Here is a 13,404-nt window from a genome sequence, read left to right as displayed (position 1 = left end):
GCGCTCGAGAAGGAGTTCATCATGGGAATCGACGACCGCATCAAGAACACCGCCGAAGACCTCGGGGGCAAGGCCAAAGAGGCCCAGGGCAAGCTGACCGGAGACGACGCGAAGGTCGCCGAGGGCAAGGCCGATCAGGCCAAGGCCGACCTGAAGAACGCTGCTGAAGACGTCAAGGACGCCTTCAAGCACTGACCCCCCACGCTCCGTCGGCGGCGATGACGCGGCCGAAGAAGAAACGAGAACGCCCGCACACCGGGGAGTGCGGGCGTTCTCGTGCGTCCGGACGGCTCGTCGAACCGCGGGCGCGTCAGCTGAAGAGGCGCTGGAGGCGCTGCACGCCCTCGAGGAGCGGGGCGTCGCCCAGCGCGTAGCTGAAGCGCAGGAATCCGCTGGGGCCGAATGCCTCGCCCGGAACCGCGGCGACCTCGGCCTTGTCGAGGATCAGGTCGGCGAGCTCGAGCGAGTTCGTCGGGGTGACGCCCGCCCATTCGCGGTTCAGCAGCCCCGAGACATCCGGATACACGTAGAAGGCGCCCTCGGGCACCGGCACCGTGAGCCCGTCGATCTTCGACAGCTCCGACACGATGAGGCGGCGACGGCGGTCGAACGCGCGGCGCATCTCCTCGACCGCGTCCTGCGGGCCGTTCAGCGCGGCGATCGCGGCGCGCTGCGACACGTTCGACACGTTCGACGTGAGGTGGGACTGCAGGTTCGCGGCGCCCTTGATGACGTCGGCGGGGCCGACCATCCAGCCGAGGCGCCAGCCGGTCATGGCGTACGTCTTGGCGACGCCGTTGACGAGGATCGTCTGGTTCGCGAGACCGGGCACGGCCTCGACGATCGACAGGGCGCGCGGAGCGGCGGCATCGGGGTCGCCGTCGATGGGCGCGTACGTCAGATTCTGGTAGATCTCGTCTGAGACGACCCAGATGCCGTGCTCGAGCGCCCACTCGCCGATGGCCCGGGTCTGCTCGGGCGAGTACACCGCACCGGTCGGGTTCGACGGCGACACGAACAGCAGCACCTTCGTGCGCTCGGTGCGCGCGGCCTCGAGCTGCTCGACCGTGACGAGGTAGCCCTGCTCGGAGCCCGCGAACACGTCGACCTGCACGCCGCCGGCGAGCTTGATCGCCTCGGGGTAGGTGGTCCAGTAGGGGGTCGGAACGAGCACCTCGTCGCCCGCGTCGAGCAGCACCTGGAACGCCTGGTAGACCGCCTGCTTGCCGCCGTTCGTGACGACGACCTGGCCGGGGGAGACCTCGAGGCCCGAGTCGCGCAGCGTCTTCGCGGCGATCGCCTCTCGCAGCTCGGGCAGGCCGGGCGCGGGCGTGTAGCGGTAGTTCTTGGGGTCGTGCACGGCCGCGAGCGCCGCCTCGACGATGTGCTCGGGCGTCGCGAAGTCGGGTTCGCCCGCGGCATACGAGATGACCGGGCGGCCCTCGGCCTGCAGGGCCTTCGCCTTCGCGTCGACCTTGAGGGTCGCGGACTCGGCGATGGCGGCGATACGGGACGACAGGCGCGGCTTCTCGGTCACCCGTGAAGTCTACCGAGCGGATGCCGCGCGCAGGCCGTCGGGCCGACCGACATCCGCAGCGGTTCCGTACCGCATGTCCGGGAGGTGCGCGCCGCGAGGCCGCTCAGTCGGCGTCGCGCGCCGAGAGCGGCTGCGCGATCTCCTCGAGGGGCTTGCGCTCGGCGTCCACCCCGAGGAACACCTCGACGAGGCCCGCGGCGATCATGAGGCCCGCGCCGATGCAGTAGCCGATCGCGATGGCCGGGATCCCGTCCTCGATGAGCTGCCCGAAGAGGATCGGGCCGATGATGCCGCCGAGCCCCGTGCCGAGCGCGTAGAAGAACGCGATCGACATCGCCCGGGTCTCGAGCGGGAAGATCTCGCTCACCGTCAGGTAGGCGCTCGACGCGCCGGCCGAAGCGAAGAAGAACACGACGACCCAGCACGCGGTCAGCCAGAACGCATCGAGCACCCCTCCCGCGAACAGCGCGGCGGTGATCGCGAGCAGCACGCCCGAGCCGATGTACGACGTCGAGATCATGACCCGGCGGCCGATGCTGTCGAAGAAGCGGCCGAGCAGCAGCGGCCCCAGGAAGTTGCCGATCGCGATGGGCACGAGCGACCAGGGTGCGATGTCGTCGGGCACGCCGAGCAGCTTCGTGAGCACGAGTGCGTAGGTGAAGAAGACGGCGTTGTAGAGGAAGGCCTGGCCGATGAAGAGCGACAGCCCCAGCACGAAGCGCTTCGGGTACTCGGTCACGGCGGTCTTCGCGATCTGGATGAATCCGGTGCTCTTGCGCTGCCTGATGCGGATCGCCTGATCGTCGCCGACCGGGTCGAGTGGGGTCCCGGTCTCCTCCTCGATCGTGTGCTCGATCTCGCCGACGAGCTTCTCGGCGTCCTCGTCGCGCCCGTGGATGAACATCCAGCGCGGCGACTCGGGCACGTTGCGACGCACGAGCAGGATCACGAGGCCGAGCACCGCGCCCAGGCCGAACGCGAGGCGCCAGCCGACCTCGGGGGCGAAGAGCGCGGGGTTCAGCAGGAACACCGTGAGCACCGCGCCGAAGGCCGTGCCGAGCCAGTACGAGCCGTTGATCGCGAGGTCGACCGCGCCGCGACGCCTGGCCGGGATCAGCTCGTCGATGGCCGAGTTGATCGCCGCGTACTCGCCGCCGATGCCGGCGCCCGTGAGGAACCGGCACACGAAGAACCACATCGGCGTGAACGAGAACGCGGTCGCGACGGTGGCGAGCAGGTACAGCCCGAGGGTGATGATGAACAGCTTCTTGCGGCCGAAGCGGTCGGTGAGGTACCCGAACACGAGCGATCCGACGCAGGCGCCGGCGACGTAGATGCCCGCCGCGAGTCCGACCTGGGCCGTAGTCAGTCCGAGTCCGCTGTCGGGCTCGGTCAGCCGGCTTCCGAGCGCGCCGACGATCGTGACCTCGAGTCCGTCGAGGATCCACACGGTGCCGAGCCCGAGCACCACGAGCCAGTGCCACTTGGCCCACGGCAACCGGTCCATGCGCGCCGGGATCTTCGTCTCGATCGTCTTCAGCGTGGTCGTCGTCATCGTCGGTCCCCTCCGTCACGGGCGACGTTAGCCGCGCGAGGAAGGCCTGTCCGGGGGTTGACAGGCGGTCATGACGCGCGGTGGGGCCGGCCCAGCCGGCGGTGAGCGGATGCCGGTGCTACAGGCTCTGCCCGATGTCCCACAGTCGGTCGGGGCGGCCGTCGATCGCCTCCGACACGGCGAGCGCCTGGTCGTCGCTGAGGGAGGCGACGTAGTCGATCACGCCGCGGCCGACGCCGAGGCGGTGCACGTCGCCGGCGTCCGGGATCGGAACGCCCTCGGGCTTGGCGACCCGCAGCAGCCCGTAGCCCTCGGTGGCGAGGTCGACGAGCTCGCGCAGCCGCTGGGGCACGCGGTGGCGGTCGATGTCGTCGGTGATCCACGCGGTGAGGCCCTTGACCGCGCGCGTCAGCACCCGGCTGAGGCCGCGCTGGTACATGGCGATGTCGGCGCGATCGAGGATGAAGTGCCGGTGCACGAACTTCAGCACCTCGACCTCGTGCCAGGCCAGCCGGTCGAGCGTCACGAAGCCCGTGCGGATCTCGTCGGCGGGAGCGGGCACGACCGAGGTCTGCAGGTGGCTGATCCAGCGGTTGGTGAACGACGAGAGCGAACGCTCCGAGGCGATCGACCCGTCGAACGGGATGGCGAGCAGCCCGTCGACGAGGTCGTCGGCGACGACGTCGACGGCCTCGCGGAACGCCTCGTCGGAGGCGATCCATGCGTCGGAGCGGTGCAGCTTGCGCCGCAGGTTCTCGAGCGCCGCGCCGGGCGGGGCCGAGCGCGCGGTGATCGCATCGGCGTCGAGCTCGCGCAGCTGGGCGCCGTTCTCGATGAAGCCGCGGAACTCGCGCGCGACCTGGCCCTGGCTCAGCAGGCCGGCGCGGTAGAAGTCGTCGACGTCGTGGATCGAGTACGCGATGTCGTCGGCGATGTCCATGATCGAGCACTCGAGCGACTGCTGCAGCGGCGGCAGGCCCGTGCGCGCCGAGAACAGGTCGGCCGAGTCGAGGTCGTACGCCGAGAACTTGGCGACCTCGACGCCGCCGGAGACGCGACGCATGCCGCGCGGCAGCGGGCCGCTCGGCAGGGAGGCGGCGTCGACGAAGCGCGTCCAGGGGTACTTCGCGACGGCCGCCCGCACCGCGGCGGTGAGGTTCAGGCCGTGCGGGGCGTTCGCCGAGACATCCAGCGTCGCCATGATGCGGTAGGTCTGCGCATTGCCCTCGAAGCCGTCGGAGAGCCCGAGGGTCTCGCGGGCGAGCCGGTCGAGCACGTGCTCGCCGAGGTGCCCGAACGGCGGGTGTCCGAGATCGTGCGCACTCGCGGCCGCCTGCACGGCGACGGCGTCGCAGCCGTGCTCGAGTGCGAGCGCACGGGCGGGCGATGCGGCATCCGAGAGCCCGACCGCGATGGCGCGGGCGACCGCGGTGACCTTGATGGAGTGCGTGAGCCGGTTGTGGATGAGCGGCCCGGCGCCCGGCTGCGCGATGACCTGCGTCACCGCGGAGAGCCGCGAGAAGTACGGCGAGAACCGGATGCGCTCGAGGTCGAGCCGGAACTGCGAGTGCTCGCCCGTGACCTGCACGCTCGTGCTGGGCTCGGTCACGAGCCGGGTTCCGCGTTCGACGATCATCGAGCCCCCATTCGGTTCGGTCGCGCTTCGGTTCGGTGGCGCTGAGGGGCGGATGTCGCGCCTCGGCGTCGCTCCCAATCTACGGGTGGTGCGGGGCGGCGCCCGTCGGGTGCGGACATCACGAGTGGGTCACGCGACCCACTTCGGGGTATGCTCCGCGCGTGACGAAGCACCCCGGCGCGATGACGCGCCCCGCTCGGCCCGCGCTCGCCGTGGTCGCCGCCCTGATCCTGCTCGCGCTCGGCGCGGGCATCGCCTTCGTGCTGACCGATGCGCTCGGCATCCGCACCGAGGCGGCCGACATCCCGGTCGAGACGCTCGAGGCGGCACCCGCGGCGGCGAGCGTGCCGCCGCCGTCGTTCACGCGCATCGACGCACCGGGTTCGCCGAGGCTGGATGCGGCCGTCGGCGAGCTCGAGGCCGCGGTGGCCGATGCCGCGACCACCGACGGCACGGCGACGCTGTCGGTCTCGGCGGGCGACGGCGACCCGGCCGACGAGGCGTACACGCTCGACGGCACGCCCGACGCACTGCGCGTCGTCGCCGCGAGCGAGACGGGCGCCGTGCGGGGCGTCTACGACCTCGCGCAGGCCGTGCGCGACGGCCGCTCGACGGCCGAGCACCTCGGCGAGCGCGTCGAGTCGGAGCTCGGGTTCCGCATGGCCGACCTCGGCGCGGTCGGCGTGACGGTCGACGAGGCCGCCTGGGCGGCCGGCGACGACTACTCGCACAACTCGAAGGCGTTCGAGGACGTCATCCTGCCGGATGCGCCGTACATCGACCAGGACGCGCTCGCGATCGCCCGCGTGGACTTCGAGGCCTACGTGGCGCACCTGCTCGCCGAGGGATACACGGCGATCGCCGTGCCCGGCCTGCTCGAGTACCTGACCTTCTCGGATGTCGGCGACGGCACCGAGGTCTACGAGCCGGGCGACGAGCACGTGGCGCGCGCCCTCGCCATGCGCGATGCCTTCGGACCCATGTGGCAGGAGGCGAAGGATGCCGGCCTGCAGGTGTTCCTGCGCACCGACATGCTCGTGATCACGACGCCACTCGAGGCGTACCTCACCGAGCGCTTCGGGGGTCTCGACACCGAGAACCCCGAGTTCTGGCAGGTCTACGCCGCCGGCCTCGACGAGCTGTACCGCGAGATGCCCGCGATCGACGGCGTGCTGATCCGCATCGGCGAGGCCGGTCAGGTCTATGACCTGCCCGACTGGGACTACCGGTCGGCGCTCGCCGTGACCACCGTCGACGCCGTGCAGGCCATGCTCACGACCCTGCTCGACCAGGCCGAGCAGGCGGACCGCGAGGTGATCTTCCGCACGTGGACGGTCGGCGTCGGCGCCGTCGGCGACCTGCACACGAACCCGGACTCGTACCGCGCCGTGTTCGAGGGCATCGACTCCGACCGGCTCATCGTCTCGACGAAGTACTCGCTCGGCGACTTCTACAGCCACCTCCCGTTCAACGACACGCTCGAGGTCGGCGACCAGCGCCGCATCATCGAGTTCCAGAGCCGGCGCGAGTTCGAGAACTTCGGCGCGTGGCCGAACGACCTCGGCGACCTGTACTCCCAGGCCCTGCAGCAGCTGCTCGCGGCGAACCCGAACATCGAGGGCATCTGGACGTGGACGCAGGACGGCGGCCCGTGGCGGGCCGGTCCGCTCTCGCTCGAGCTGAAGGCGGGCTTCTGGCAGCTCGCAGAGCTGAACACCGAGCTGGCCGTGCGCCTCGCCCGCGATCCGTCGCTGGATGCGGCATCCGTCACCGCCGACTGGGCCAGGCGATGGTTCTCGGATGACGCGGCCACCGTCCGGGCGATCACCGAGGCCATGACCGACTCGCGCGAGGCGATCACCGACGGGCTCTACATCGGCCCGTACGCCGAGCACCGCGTCGAGGCGATCGGCCTCGAACCGCCGCCCATGATGTGGATCTTCGAGTGGGACATCCCGACCGGCGACAGCGCCGCGCTCGACGTCATCTACGCGATCGCCCGCGACGACCTCGACGAGGCGATCGCCGGAGGCCCCAGGGCGCTCGAGGCGGTCGAGCGCATGCACGCGCTCATCGACGGCACCGACGCCGCCACGTGGAAGGACGCCGCGCTGCGCGATGCGTTCGTCGCGTCGCTCGCGTACGAGCGCAGCACGCTCGCGATGCTCGCCGACTACCGGGCCATGGTGCTGCACAAGGCCGAGTGGCACGACACGAAGGATGCCGCCGCCTACGGCGCATGGCAGACGGCGAGAGCCGCGTTCCTCGAGTCGTCGGCCGCGCACGAGCGCGACTACGCCGGCGACCCGTACCGCCCGGCCTACAACCTCACGGCCGCGCAGCTCGGGCTGGAGCGGGCCGACCGCGATCAGGCGATGGCGTGGATGGCGGTCGCGATGCTCGCCCTGACGCTGCTCTGGATCGCCTACGGCATCGCCGCGCGCTCGCAGCGCGTCTCCCGCTGGTGGGGCGCGCGCCTCGCGCGAGCGATGTGGGTCGCGGGCACCCGGCCGTGGCGGGCCGCGGAGGCGACGGCCGCACTGGGCCGCGCCGAGCGCGTGCTGCTCGTCGCGGTCCCGGCCGCCGCGCTGGTGCTGAGCCGGTGCATCCTCACCTGGTTCGCGGCGCCCGCGCACCTCGTGGCGACGCTCGGAGCGTGGCTCGTGTTCGGGGCGGTGGCGCTGCTCCTCGCCCGCGCGATCGGCGGGCGCGCCGCCTTCGCCTCCGTCGCGGCATCCGTCGCCGGAGCCGTGCTGCTGCGCGTCGCCCTGCTCTCGTTCGCGCTCGCGCCCACCGGGCCCGGCGGCTACTGGTTCGGGTTCTGGACGGAGCCCGTCGCACGCTCGGCCTACTCGACCGTGGCGTTCGCGCTGTTCGCATGGGTCATCGTCGCGGCGGCGTGGGCGCTCGCGCAGTCCGCCGGCGCCCGGCGCGCGATCGGCGTCGTGACGACCGCGTGCGGCGCGGCGATCGCGGCGGTCGCCGGGCTCGTCGCCGCCATCGGACTCGAGGCCGCGCTCACGGCGTGGAACGACCAGATGGCGCTGCTGCCGTGGGGCCTGTCGCGCATCCTCGGCATCACCGTCTACCTCGACATCCCGACGGATGCCGCGTGGTGGGCGATGCTCGCGGGCCTCGTCGTCGTGGTGCTCGGAGCGGCGCTCTCGGCACCCTGGCGAGGCCGAAGAGAGCACCGGTTTGGCGGTGGGGCATCCGTCACCTAAACTTGCTGAGGTTGCGCACGACGACCAAGCTTCCCCATGCTCGAATTCCCTCGGACTTCGAGTAGGGTAAGCCGGTCACAAGGTGTGATCCTCGGAGACTCCGTCTCCGAAGGGCGGTGGCTCAATTGGTAGAGCAGCGGTCTCCAAAACCGCAGGTTGCAGGTTCGAGTCCTGTCCGCCCTGCGAGCCGGCAGTGATTGCCGGCCCACGAAAGGTGTACGAGGTGGCCCGGAAGATCATCGACGAACCCAGCGAGGATGTCGTCGCCAACGCGAAGCGCGAGCGCGCATCGCGGCGAAACCCCTTCGCGCGGATCGCGCTGTTCATCCGGCAGGTCATCGCCGAGTTGAAGAAGGTCGTCACTCCGACCCGCAAGGAACTCTTCAGCTTCACCGTGGTCGTGCTCGTGTTCGTCGTCATCATGATGGCGCTCGTCTGGGCACTCGACTCGGTGTTCGGATGGGTAGTGCTGTACGTCTTCGGGTCGACAGGGGCCTGATCAGCCACTCGTCCTGAAGAACCGCGCGTCGCAGGGCGCACGCAAGAAAAGGAATCGAGAAATTGGCAAAGACTGAGCGCGACGACGTCGACTGGGCCACGGCCGCAGAGCAGTCGGCCGAAGACGACGAGGCCCAGGAGGGCAACTCGCTCGAGCACGACGAGCAGTCGGTCGAGCCCGCCGAGCAGCGTGCCGTCCACCTCGTCGACGACGAAGGAAACGACGTCGACCTCGATGCCGTGCTCGACGCCATCGCCGAGGCGAACGACCCCGAGGCCGACGCCGTCGTCGACGACGCGCTCGACATCGACTCGGTCGAAGAGGCCGACGCCGCACTCGAGGCCGTCATCGAAGAGAGCGAAGAGCCCGAGCACGACCCCTACGAGGAGTTCCGCAACGAACTGCGCTTCCTCCCGGGCAAGTGGTTCGTCATCCACTCCTACGCGGGCTTCGAGCGCCGCGTGAAGGCGAACATCGAACAGCGCCGCGAGTCGATGGCCATGGCCGACTACATCTACCAGGTCGAAGTCCCGATGGAAGACGTCGTCGAGATCAAGAACGGCCAGCGCAAGATGGTCACCCGCGTGCGCATCCCCGGCTACGTGCTCGTGCGCATGGACCTGAACGAGGAGAGCTGGTCGGTCATCCGCCACACTCCCGGCGTCACCGGCTTCGTGGGCAACGCCCACAACCCGGCACCGCTGCGCTTCGAAGAGGCCTTCGGCATGCTGAAGAGCCTCGTCGAGATCAAGGACGTCGCCCCCGTCAAGGGTGCGAAGGGCGGCCAGGCCACCGGCGCGGCACGCGCCATCCAGGCCGAGGTCGACTTCGAGATCGGCGAGACCATCACGATCAAGGACGGCTCGTTCGCGGGCCTGCCCGGCACGATCAGCGAGATCAAGCCCGAGAGCGGCAAGCTCACGGTGCTCGTGTCGCTCTTCGAGCGCGAGACCCCGGTCGAGCTCAGCTTCGACCAGGTCACCAAGCTCTAGCGAGCTCACAACCTCACAGGCTGCACGCAGCGACCCTCCGGGTATACTCGGAGGGTTGTGCTGCGTGAGCACCACGATCCACCGCCCTCCGGAACCGCCGGTCGAGCGGGAGAGTGCCCAGGACTTGGGCGTTCGAACAGAAAGAGAGAAATCATGGCACCGAAGAAGAAGGTCACTGGTCTGATCAAGCTTCAGATCAAGGCCGGCGCCGCCAACCCCGCCCCGCCCATCGGCCCGGCGCTGGGTCAGCACGGCGTCAACATCATGGAGTTCTGCAAGGCGTACAACGCGCAGACCGAGTCGCAGCGCGGCAACGTCATCCCCGTTGAGATCACCGTCTACGAGGACCGCTCCTTCACCTTCATCCTGAAGACCCCGCCCGCCGCAGAGCTCATCAAGAAGGCTGCCGGCGTCGCAAAGGGTTCGGGCGTCCCGCACACCACCAAGGTCGGCAAGCTGACCCAGGCGCAGGTGCGCGAGATCGCCGAGTCGAAGATGGTCGACCTCAACGCCAACGACCTCGACGCCGCGTCGAAGATCATCGCCGGCACCGCCCGCTCGATGGGCATCACGGTCGAGTAATCGCCTCGCCGATCGACGCGTCGCTCAGCGACGCAGGTCGGCACGGGATGCCGCGGCATCCGTCACTTCAGAATTTCACTCGTGGCAGCGCCCGCCAGGCGCGATGACCACACTCTCTCCAAGGAGAACCAACATGGCACAGAAGTCCAAGGCCTACCGGGCCGCGGCCGAGAAGATCAAGGCCGACACCTTCTACACCCCGACCGACGCCGTCGCGCTCGCGAAGGAGACCGGTTCGGCGAAGTTCGACTCGACCGTCGAGGTCGCGCTGAAGCTCGGCGTCGACCCCCGTAAGGCCGACCAGATGGTGCGCGGCACCGTCATCCTGCCCCACGGCACCGGCAAGACCGCTCGCGTCATCGTGTTCGCGACCGGCCCCGCCGCCGAGGCAGCCATCGCAGCCGGTGCAGACGAGGTCGGCGGCGCCGAGCTCATCGAGAAGGTCGCTGCGGGTTACACCTCGTTCGACTCCGCCGTCTCGACCCCCGAGCTCATGGGCCAGGTCGGTCGTCTCGGCAAGGTCCTCGGCCCGCGTGGTCTCATGCCGAACCCCAAGACCGGCACCGTGACCCCGAACGTCGGCCAGGCCGTCTCCGACATCAAGGGCGGCAAGATCGAGTTCCGCGTCGACAAGCACGCCAACGTGCACTTCGTCGTCGGCAAGGCCTCGTTCACCGCTGAGCAGCTCGACGAGAACGTGAAGGCCGCCCTCGAAGAGGTCGTCCGTCTCAAGCCGTCCAGCGCCAAGGGCCGCTACATCCAGAAGGGCGCCGTGTCGACCACGTTCGGCCCCGGCATCCCGCTCGACGTCAACGCGATCTGATTCGCGCAGACTCCTCCGTCTGACGCGGCAACGCGTCGCATGACGAACGCGAGGGCCCACCGGTTCGCCGGTGGGCCCTTTCGCGTACCCGGGCGCCGTGTCGCGGCATCCGTCCAGTGCCATTCGCCCCCAGCTTGCGCGGCCGGCTCAGCGCACGATGCTGAAGCCCTCGTCGTCGTCGCGCAGCTCGAGGTCGGTCACGGCGATGCCCGACACCTGCGAGTCGGGTGGCCCCTGTTCGAGTCGGCGCAGCAGTTCGAGCACGGCGGGCTCCGCGCCCTGCGCGGCGACCTCGACCGTGCCGTCGGCGAGGTTGCGCACCCAGCCCGTGACCTCGAGCCGTTGCGCGTGCTTGCGCGCGAGATAGCGGTAGCCGACGCCCTGCACGAGCCCCGAGACGATGACGTGGCGACGGATCATCCGCCCACCCTACCCGGCGGCGATCAGCGGGCCGGAGCTGGTTCCGAGGGCGTCGCCGGGGCGCTCCGTGTCCCCAGTTCGCGGGCCCGATGGACCGAAGTTGCCGAAACCTGCTGGCCGAAGCGGGGCGCCGGTGGCAGGATTCCGCCATGGGGATCATCGACGCGCATCTCGAGCGCGCGGCTGCCGGCAATCGGGCCGCGCTCTCACGCGTGTACGCCGTCGCGCGCGAGGCGACACCCGACCTCACCGAGGGCGAGAGCTACGGCATGCCCGCGCTGCTCTATCGGGGCAAGGGCTTCGTCGCCGCGCTCGAGGCGAAGTCGCACCTCGGCCTCTACCCGTTCAGCGGCAAGGTGCTGCCCGCGCTCAGCGAGCAGCTCGACGGATTCGACTGGTCGCAGGGCGCCCTGAAGTTCACGGCGCAGCACCAGATCCCCGACGAGCTGCTGCACCTCATCTTCGAGACGCGTCGCGGTGAGATCGACGCTCAGCTCGACCGCAAGAAGCGCTGAGATCAGACGACGGATGCCGCCCCGAGACGTTCCGGGGCGGCATCCGCTCGCTCTGCTCGGCGAGCCCGGTTCGGGCGCGGTGAGGCGGGTCAGTCGACCTTCGCCATCGACGCGGTCTCGGCGCGACGCGCGGTCAGGCGCTCGGCGACCTCGATCGCATCGCCCGCGGGGGCGTCGGACTTGCGGTCGGGGCGCGCGATGAACAGGTACGCGAGGCCCGAGACGAGCACGACGCCGAGTCCGATCCAGACCGCGTAGTCGGCCACGACGTCGCCGGAGGAGCCGGGCGTGGCGAGCAGCCAGATCGCGAACAGGCCGTAGGCGAGGGCGAGCACGTTGACCACGATGCCCGCGGCACCGAGCGAGAACGTGCCGGCGGGCTTCCAGCCGCGCAGGCGCTGACGGAGGGCGCCGAGCACGACCATCTGGAACGCGATGTAGATGCCGAGCACGGCGAACGCGGTGACGGGCAGCGTGATCGCGGGGTTCACGTAGATGAACACCGTGATGATCGCGGGCACGGTGCACGCGACGATGAGCGCGTTGCGCGGCACCTTCGTGTTCGGGCTGACCTTCGCGAGCCAGCGGTGGCCCGGGATCATGCCGTCGCGCGCGAAGCTGTAGAGCAGGCGGCTGGCGGCGGCCTGCAGGCTCAGTACGCACGAGATGAACGCGAGCACGGCGACGACGAGGAAGATCTTGGCGCCGACCGTGCCGAGCGTGGCCTCGAGGATGCCCGGAATCGGGTCCGCGTCTTCACCGGAGACGATCGACGCGAGGTCGGGCGCTGCGAGCACGTAGCCGCCGAACGAGAACAGCGCCGAGACGCCGCCCACGAGGATCGTCAGGATCATCGCCTTGGGGATTCGGCGACCGGGGTTCTCGACCTCTTCCGCGACATCCCCGCAGGCCTCGAAGCCGTAGAAGAGGAAGAGGCCGGCGATGGCCGAACCGATGAACGCGGTCGCGTACGAGCCGTCGCCCTGCACGTTCATGGTGTCGAAGAAGACGCTGAACTCCTGCTTGCGCTGGAAGATCAGCAGGTAGAGGCCGACGCCGATGACGCCGATGAGCTCGGCCGCGAGGCCGATCTGCGCGACGCGGGCGAGGGTCTTCGTGCCCGTGAAGTTGAAGATCAGGGCTATCACGAGCAGGCCGAGCGTGATCGCGAGCGTCGACTCGGGGGTCGAGGTGATGCCGATGAGGCTCGCGACGAAGCCCGATCCGTAACCGGCCACGGCGGTGATCGTGACGATCATGGCCCAGATGTAGACCCATGCGGCCATCCACGCGTAGCGCCGACCCCACAGGCGGCGGGCCCACGGGTAGATGCCGCCGTGGATCGGGTACTGCGAGACGACCTCGCCGAACACGAGCGAGACGAGCAGCTGCCCGGCGCCGACGATCACGATCCACCAGATCGAGGGCGGGCCGCCGATCGAGAGGGCGACCGCGAAGAGCGAGTAGACGCCCACCAGGGGGGAGAGGTAGGTGAAGCCGAGGGCGAAGTTCGCCCACAGGCTCATCGAGCGATTGAACGAGTCCTGATAGCCGAGGACTTCGAGGTGATCGCCGTCGCCGAGGTCGGTCGGCTTGGCTGGTTCGACGGACATATGCGCCT

At 69.8% G+C, this 13,404-nt stretch carries 12 protein-coding genes and 1 tRNA gene; 8 read left to right on the top strand and 5 right to left on the bottom strand.

Going from position 1 to position 13,404, the window contains the following annotated elements; genetic code table 11:
- The first annotated feature begins 21 nt into the window (after positions 1-21).
- Complete coding sequence (locus GQR16_RS12980; RefSeq protein ID WP_157415574.1) at positions 22-195, top strand: CsbD family protein; 174 nt, start codon at positions 22-24, stop codon at positions 193-195.
- Positions 196-310: 115 nt separating this feature from the next.
- Here the strand turns inward: GQR16_RS12980 and GQR16_RS12975 are convergent, their stop codons facing one another.
- The 3 genes from GQR16_RS12975 to dgt form a co-directional block, all read right to left on the bottom strand.
- On the bottom strand, positions 311-1,537 hold the full coding sequence (locus GQR16_RS12975; protein ID WP_157415573.1) for a pyridoxal phosphate-dependent aminotransferase: 1,227 nt from the start codon (positions 1,535-1,537) through the stop codon (positions 311-313).
- A gap of 103 nt (positions 1,538-1,640) precedes the next feature.
- Positions 1,641-3,044, bottom strand: a complete 1,404-nt coding sequence (locus GQR16_RS12970; RefSeq protein WP_157415720.1) for an MFS transporter — start codon at positions 3,042-3,044, stop codon at positions 1,641-1,643.
- 166 nt (positions 3,045-3,210) lie between these two features.
- Positions 3,211-4,728 (bottom strand): dGTP triphosphohydrolase, encoded by a 1,518-nt coding sequence (dgt, locus tag GQR16_RS12965; protein WP_157415572.1) that lies wholly within the window; start codon positions 4,726-4,728, stop codon positions 3,211-3,213.
- Positions 4,729-4,889: 161 nt separating this feature from the next.
- Between dgt and GQR16_RS12960 the strand changes: the two genes are divergently transcribed.
- The 6 genes from GQR16_RS12960 (at position 4,890) to rplA (ending at position 10,848) form a co-directional block, all read left to right on the top strand.
- Positions 4,890-7,952, top strand: a complete 3,063-nt coding sequence (locus GQR16_RS12960) for a hypothetical protein (protein ID WP_246200817.1) — start codon at positions 4,890-4,892, stop codon at positions 7,950-7,952.
- Between the two features lie 110 nt (positions 7,953-8,062).
- Positions 8,063-8,135 (top strand) — tRNA-Trp (locus GQR16_RS12955).
- A 40-nt stretch (positions 8,136-8,175) separates the two neighbouring features.
- Positions 8,176-8,451: a preprotein translocase subunit SecE gene (gene secE, locus GQR16_RS12950; protein WP_116082187.1), complete on the top strand. Its 276-nt coding sequence runs from the start codon at positions 8,176-8,178 to the stop codon at positions 8,449-8,451.
- Between the two features lie 62 nt (positions 8,452-8,513).
- Positions 8,514-9,443 (top strand): transcription termination/antitermination protein NusG, encoded by a 930-nt coding sequence (gene nusG, locus GQR16_RS12945; RefSeq protein WP_157415571.1) that lies wholly within the window; start codon positions 8,514-8,516, stop codon positions 9,441-9,443.
- A 153-nt stretch (positions 9,444-9,596) separates the two neighbouring features.
- Positions 9,597-10,025 carry a 50S ribosomal protein L11 gene (gene rplK, locus GQR16_RS12940; RefSeq protein ID WP_067872872.1) on the top strand — a complete coding sequence of 143 codons (429 nt, stop codon included), beginning with the start codon at positions 9,597-9,599 and terminating at the stop codon, positions 10,023-10,025.
- A gap of 133 nt (positions 10,026-10,158) precedes the next feature.
- Positions 10,159-10,848: a 50S ribosomal protein L1 gene (gene rplA, locus GQR16_RS12935; protein ID WP_157415570.1), complete on the top strand. Its 690-nt coding sequence runs from the start codon at positions 10,159-10,161 to the stop codon at positions 10,846-10,848.
- Positions 10,849-10,995: 147 nt separating this feature from the next.
- On the opposite strand, the gene GQR16_RS12930 is transcribed toward rplA, so the two are convergent.
- On the bottom strand, positions 10,996-11,268 hold the full coding sequence (locus tag GQR16_RS12930; protein ID WP_157415569.1) for an acylphosphatase: 273 nt from the start codon (positions 11,266-11,268) through the stop codon (positions 10,996-10,998).
- Between the two features lie 149 nt (positions 11,269-11,417).
- Between GQR16_RS12930 and GQR16_RS12925 the strand changes: the two genes are divergently transcribed.
- Positions 11,418-11,783: an iron chaperone gene (locus GQR16_RS12925; protein ID WP_157415568.1), complete on the top strand. Its 366-nt coding sequence runs from the start codon at positions 11,418-11,420 to the stop codon at positions 11,781-11,783.
- An 89-nt stretch (positions 11,784-11,872) separates the two neighbouring features.
- Here the strand turns inward: GQR16_RS12925 and GQR16_RS12920 are convergent, their stop codons facing one another.
- The gene (locus tag GQR16_RS12920; protein ID WP_157415567.1) at positions 11,873-13,396 is read right to left on the bottom strand and encodes an APC family permease; all 1,524 of its coding nucleotides are present in this window, start codon (positions 13,394-13,396) and stop codon (positions 11,873-11,875) included.
- Positions 13,397-13,404 lie beyond the last annotated feature (8 nt).

This window comes from Agromyces allii (genome assembly GCF_009749385.1).
GTDB lineage: Bacteria > Actinomycetota > Actinomycetes > Actinomycetales > Microbacteriaceae > Agromyces > Agromyces allii.
The sequence above is the reverse complement of the archived record's forward strand: the minus strand, read 5'-3'. Positions and strand labels throughout refer to the sequence as shown.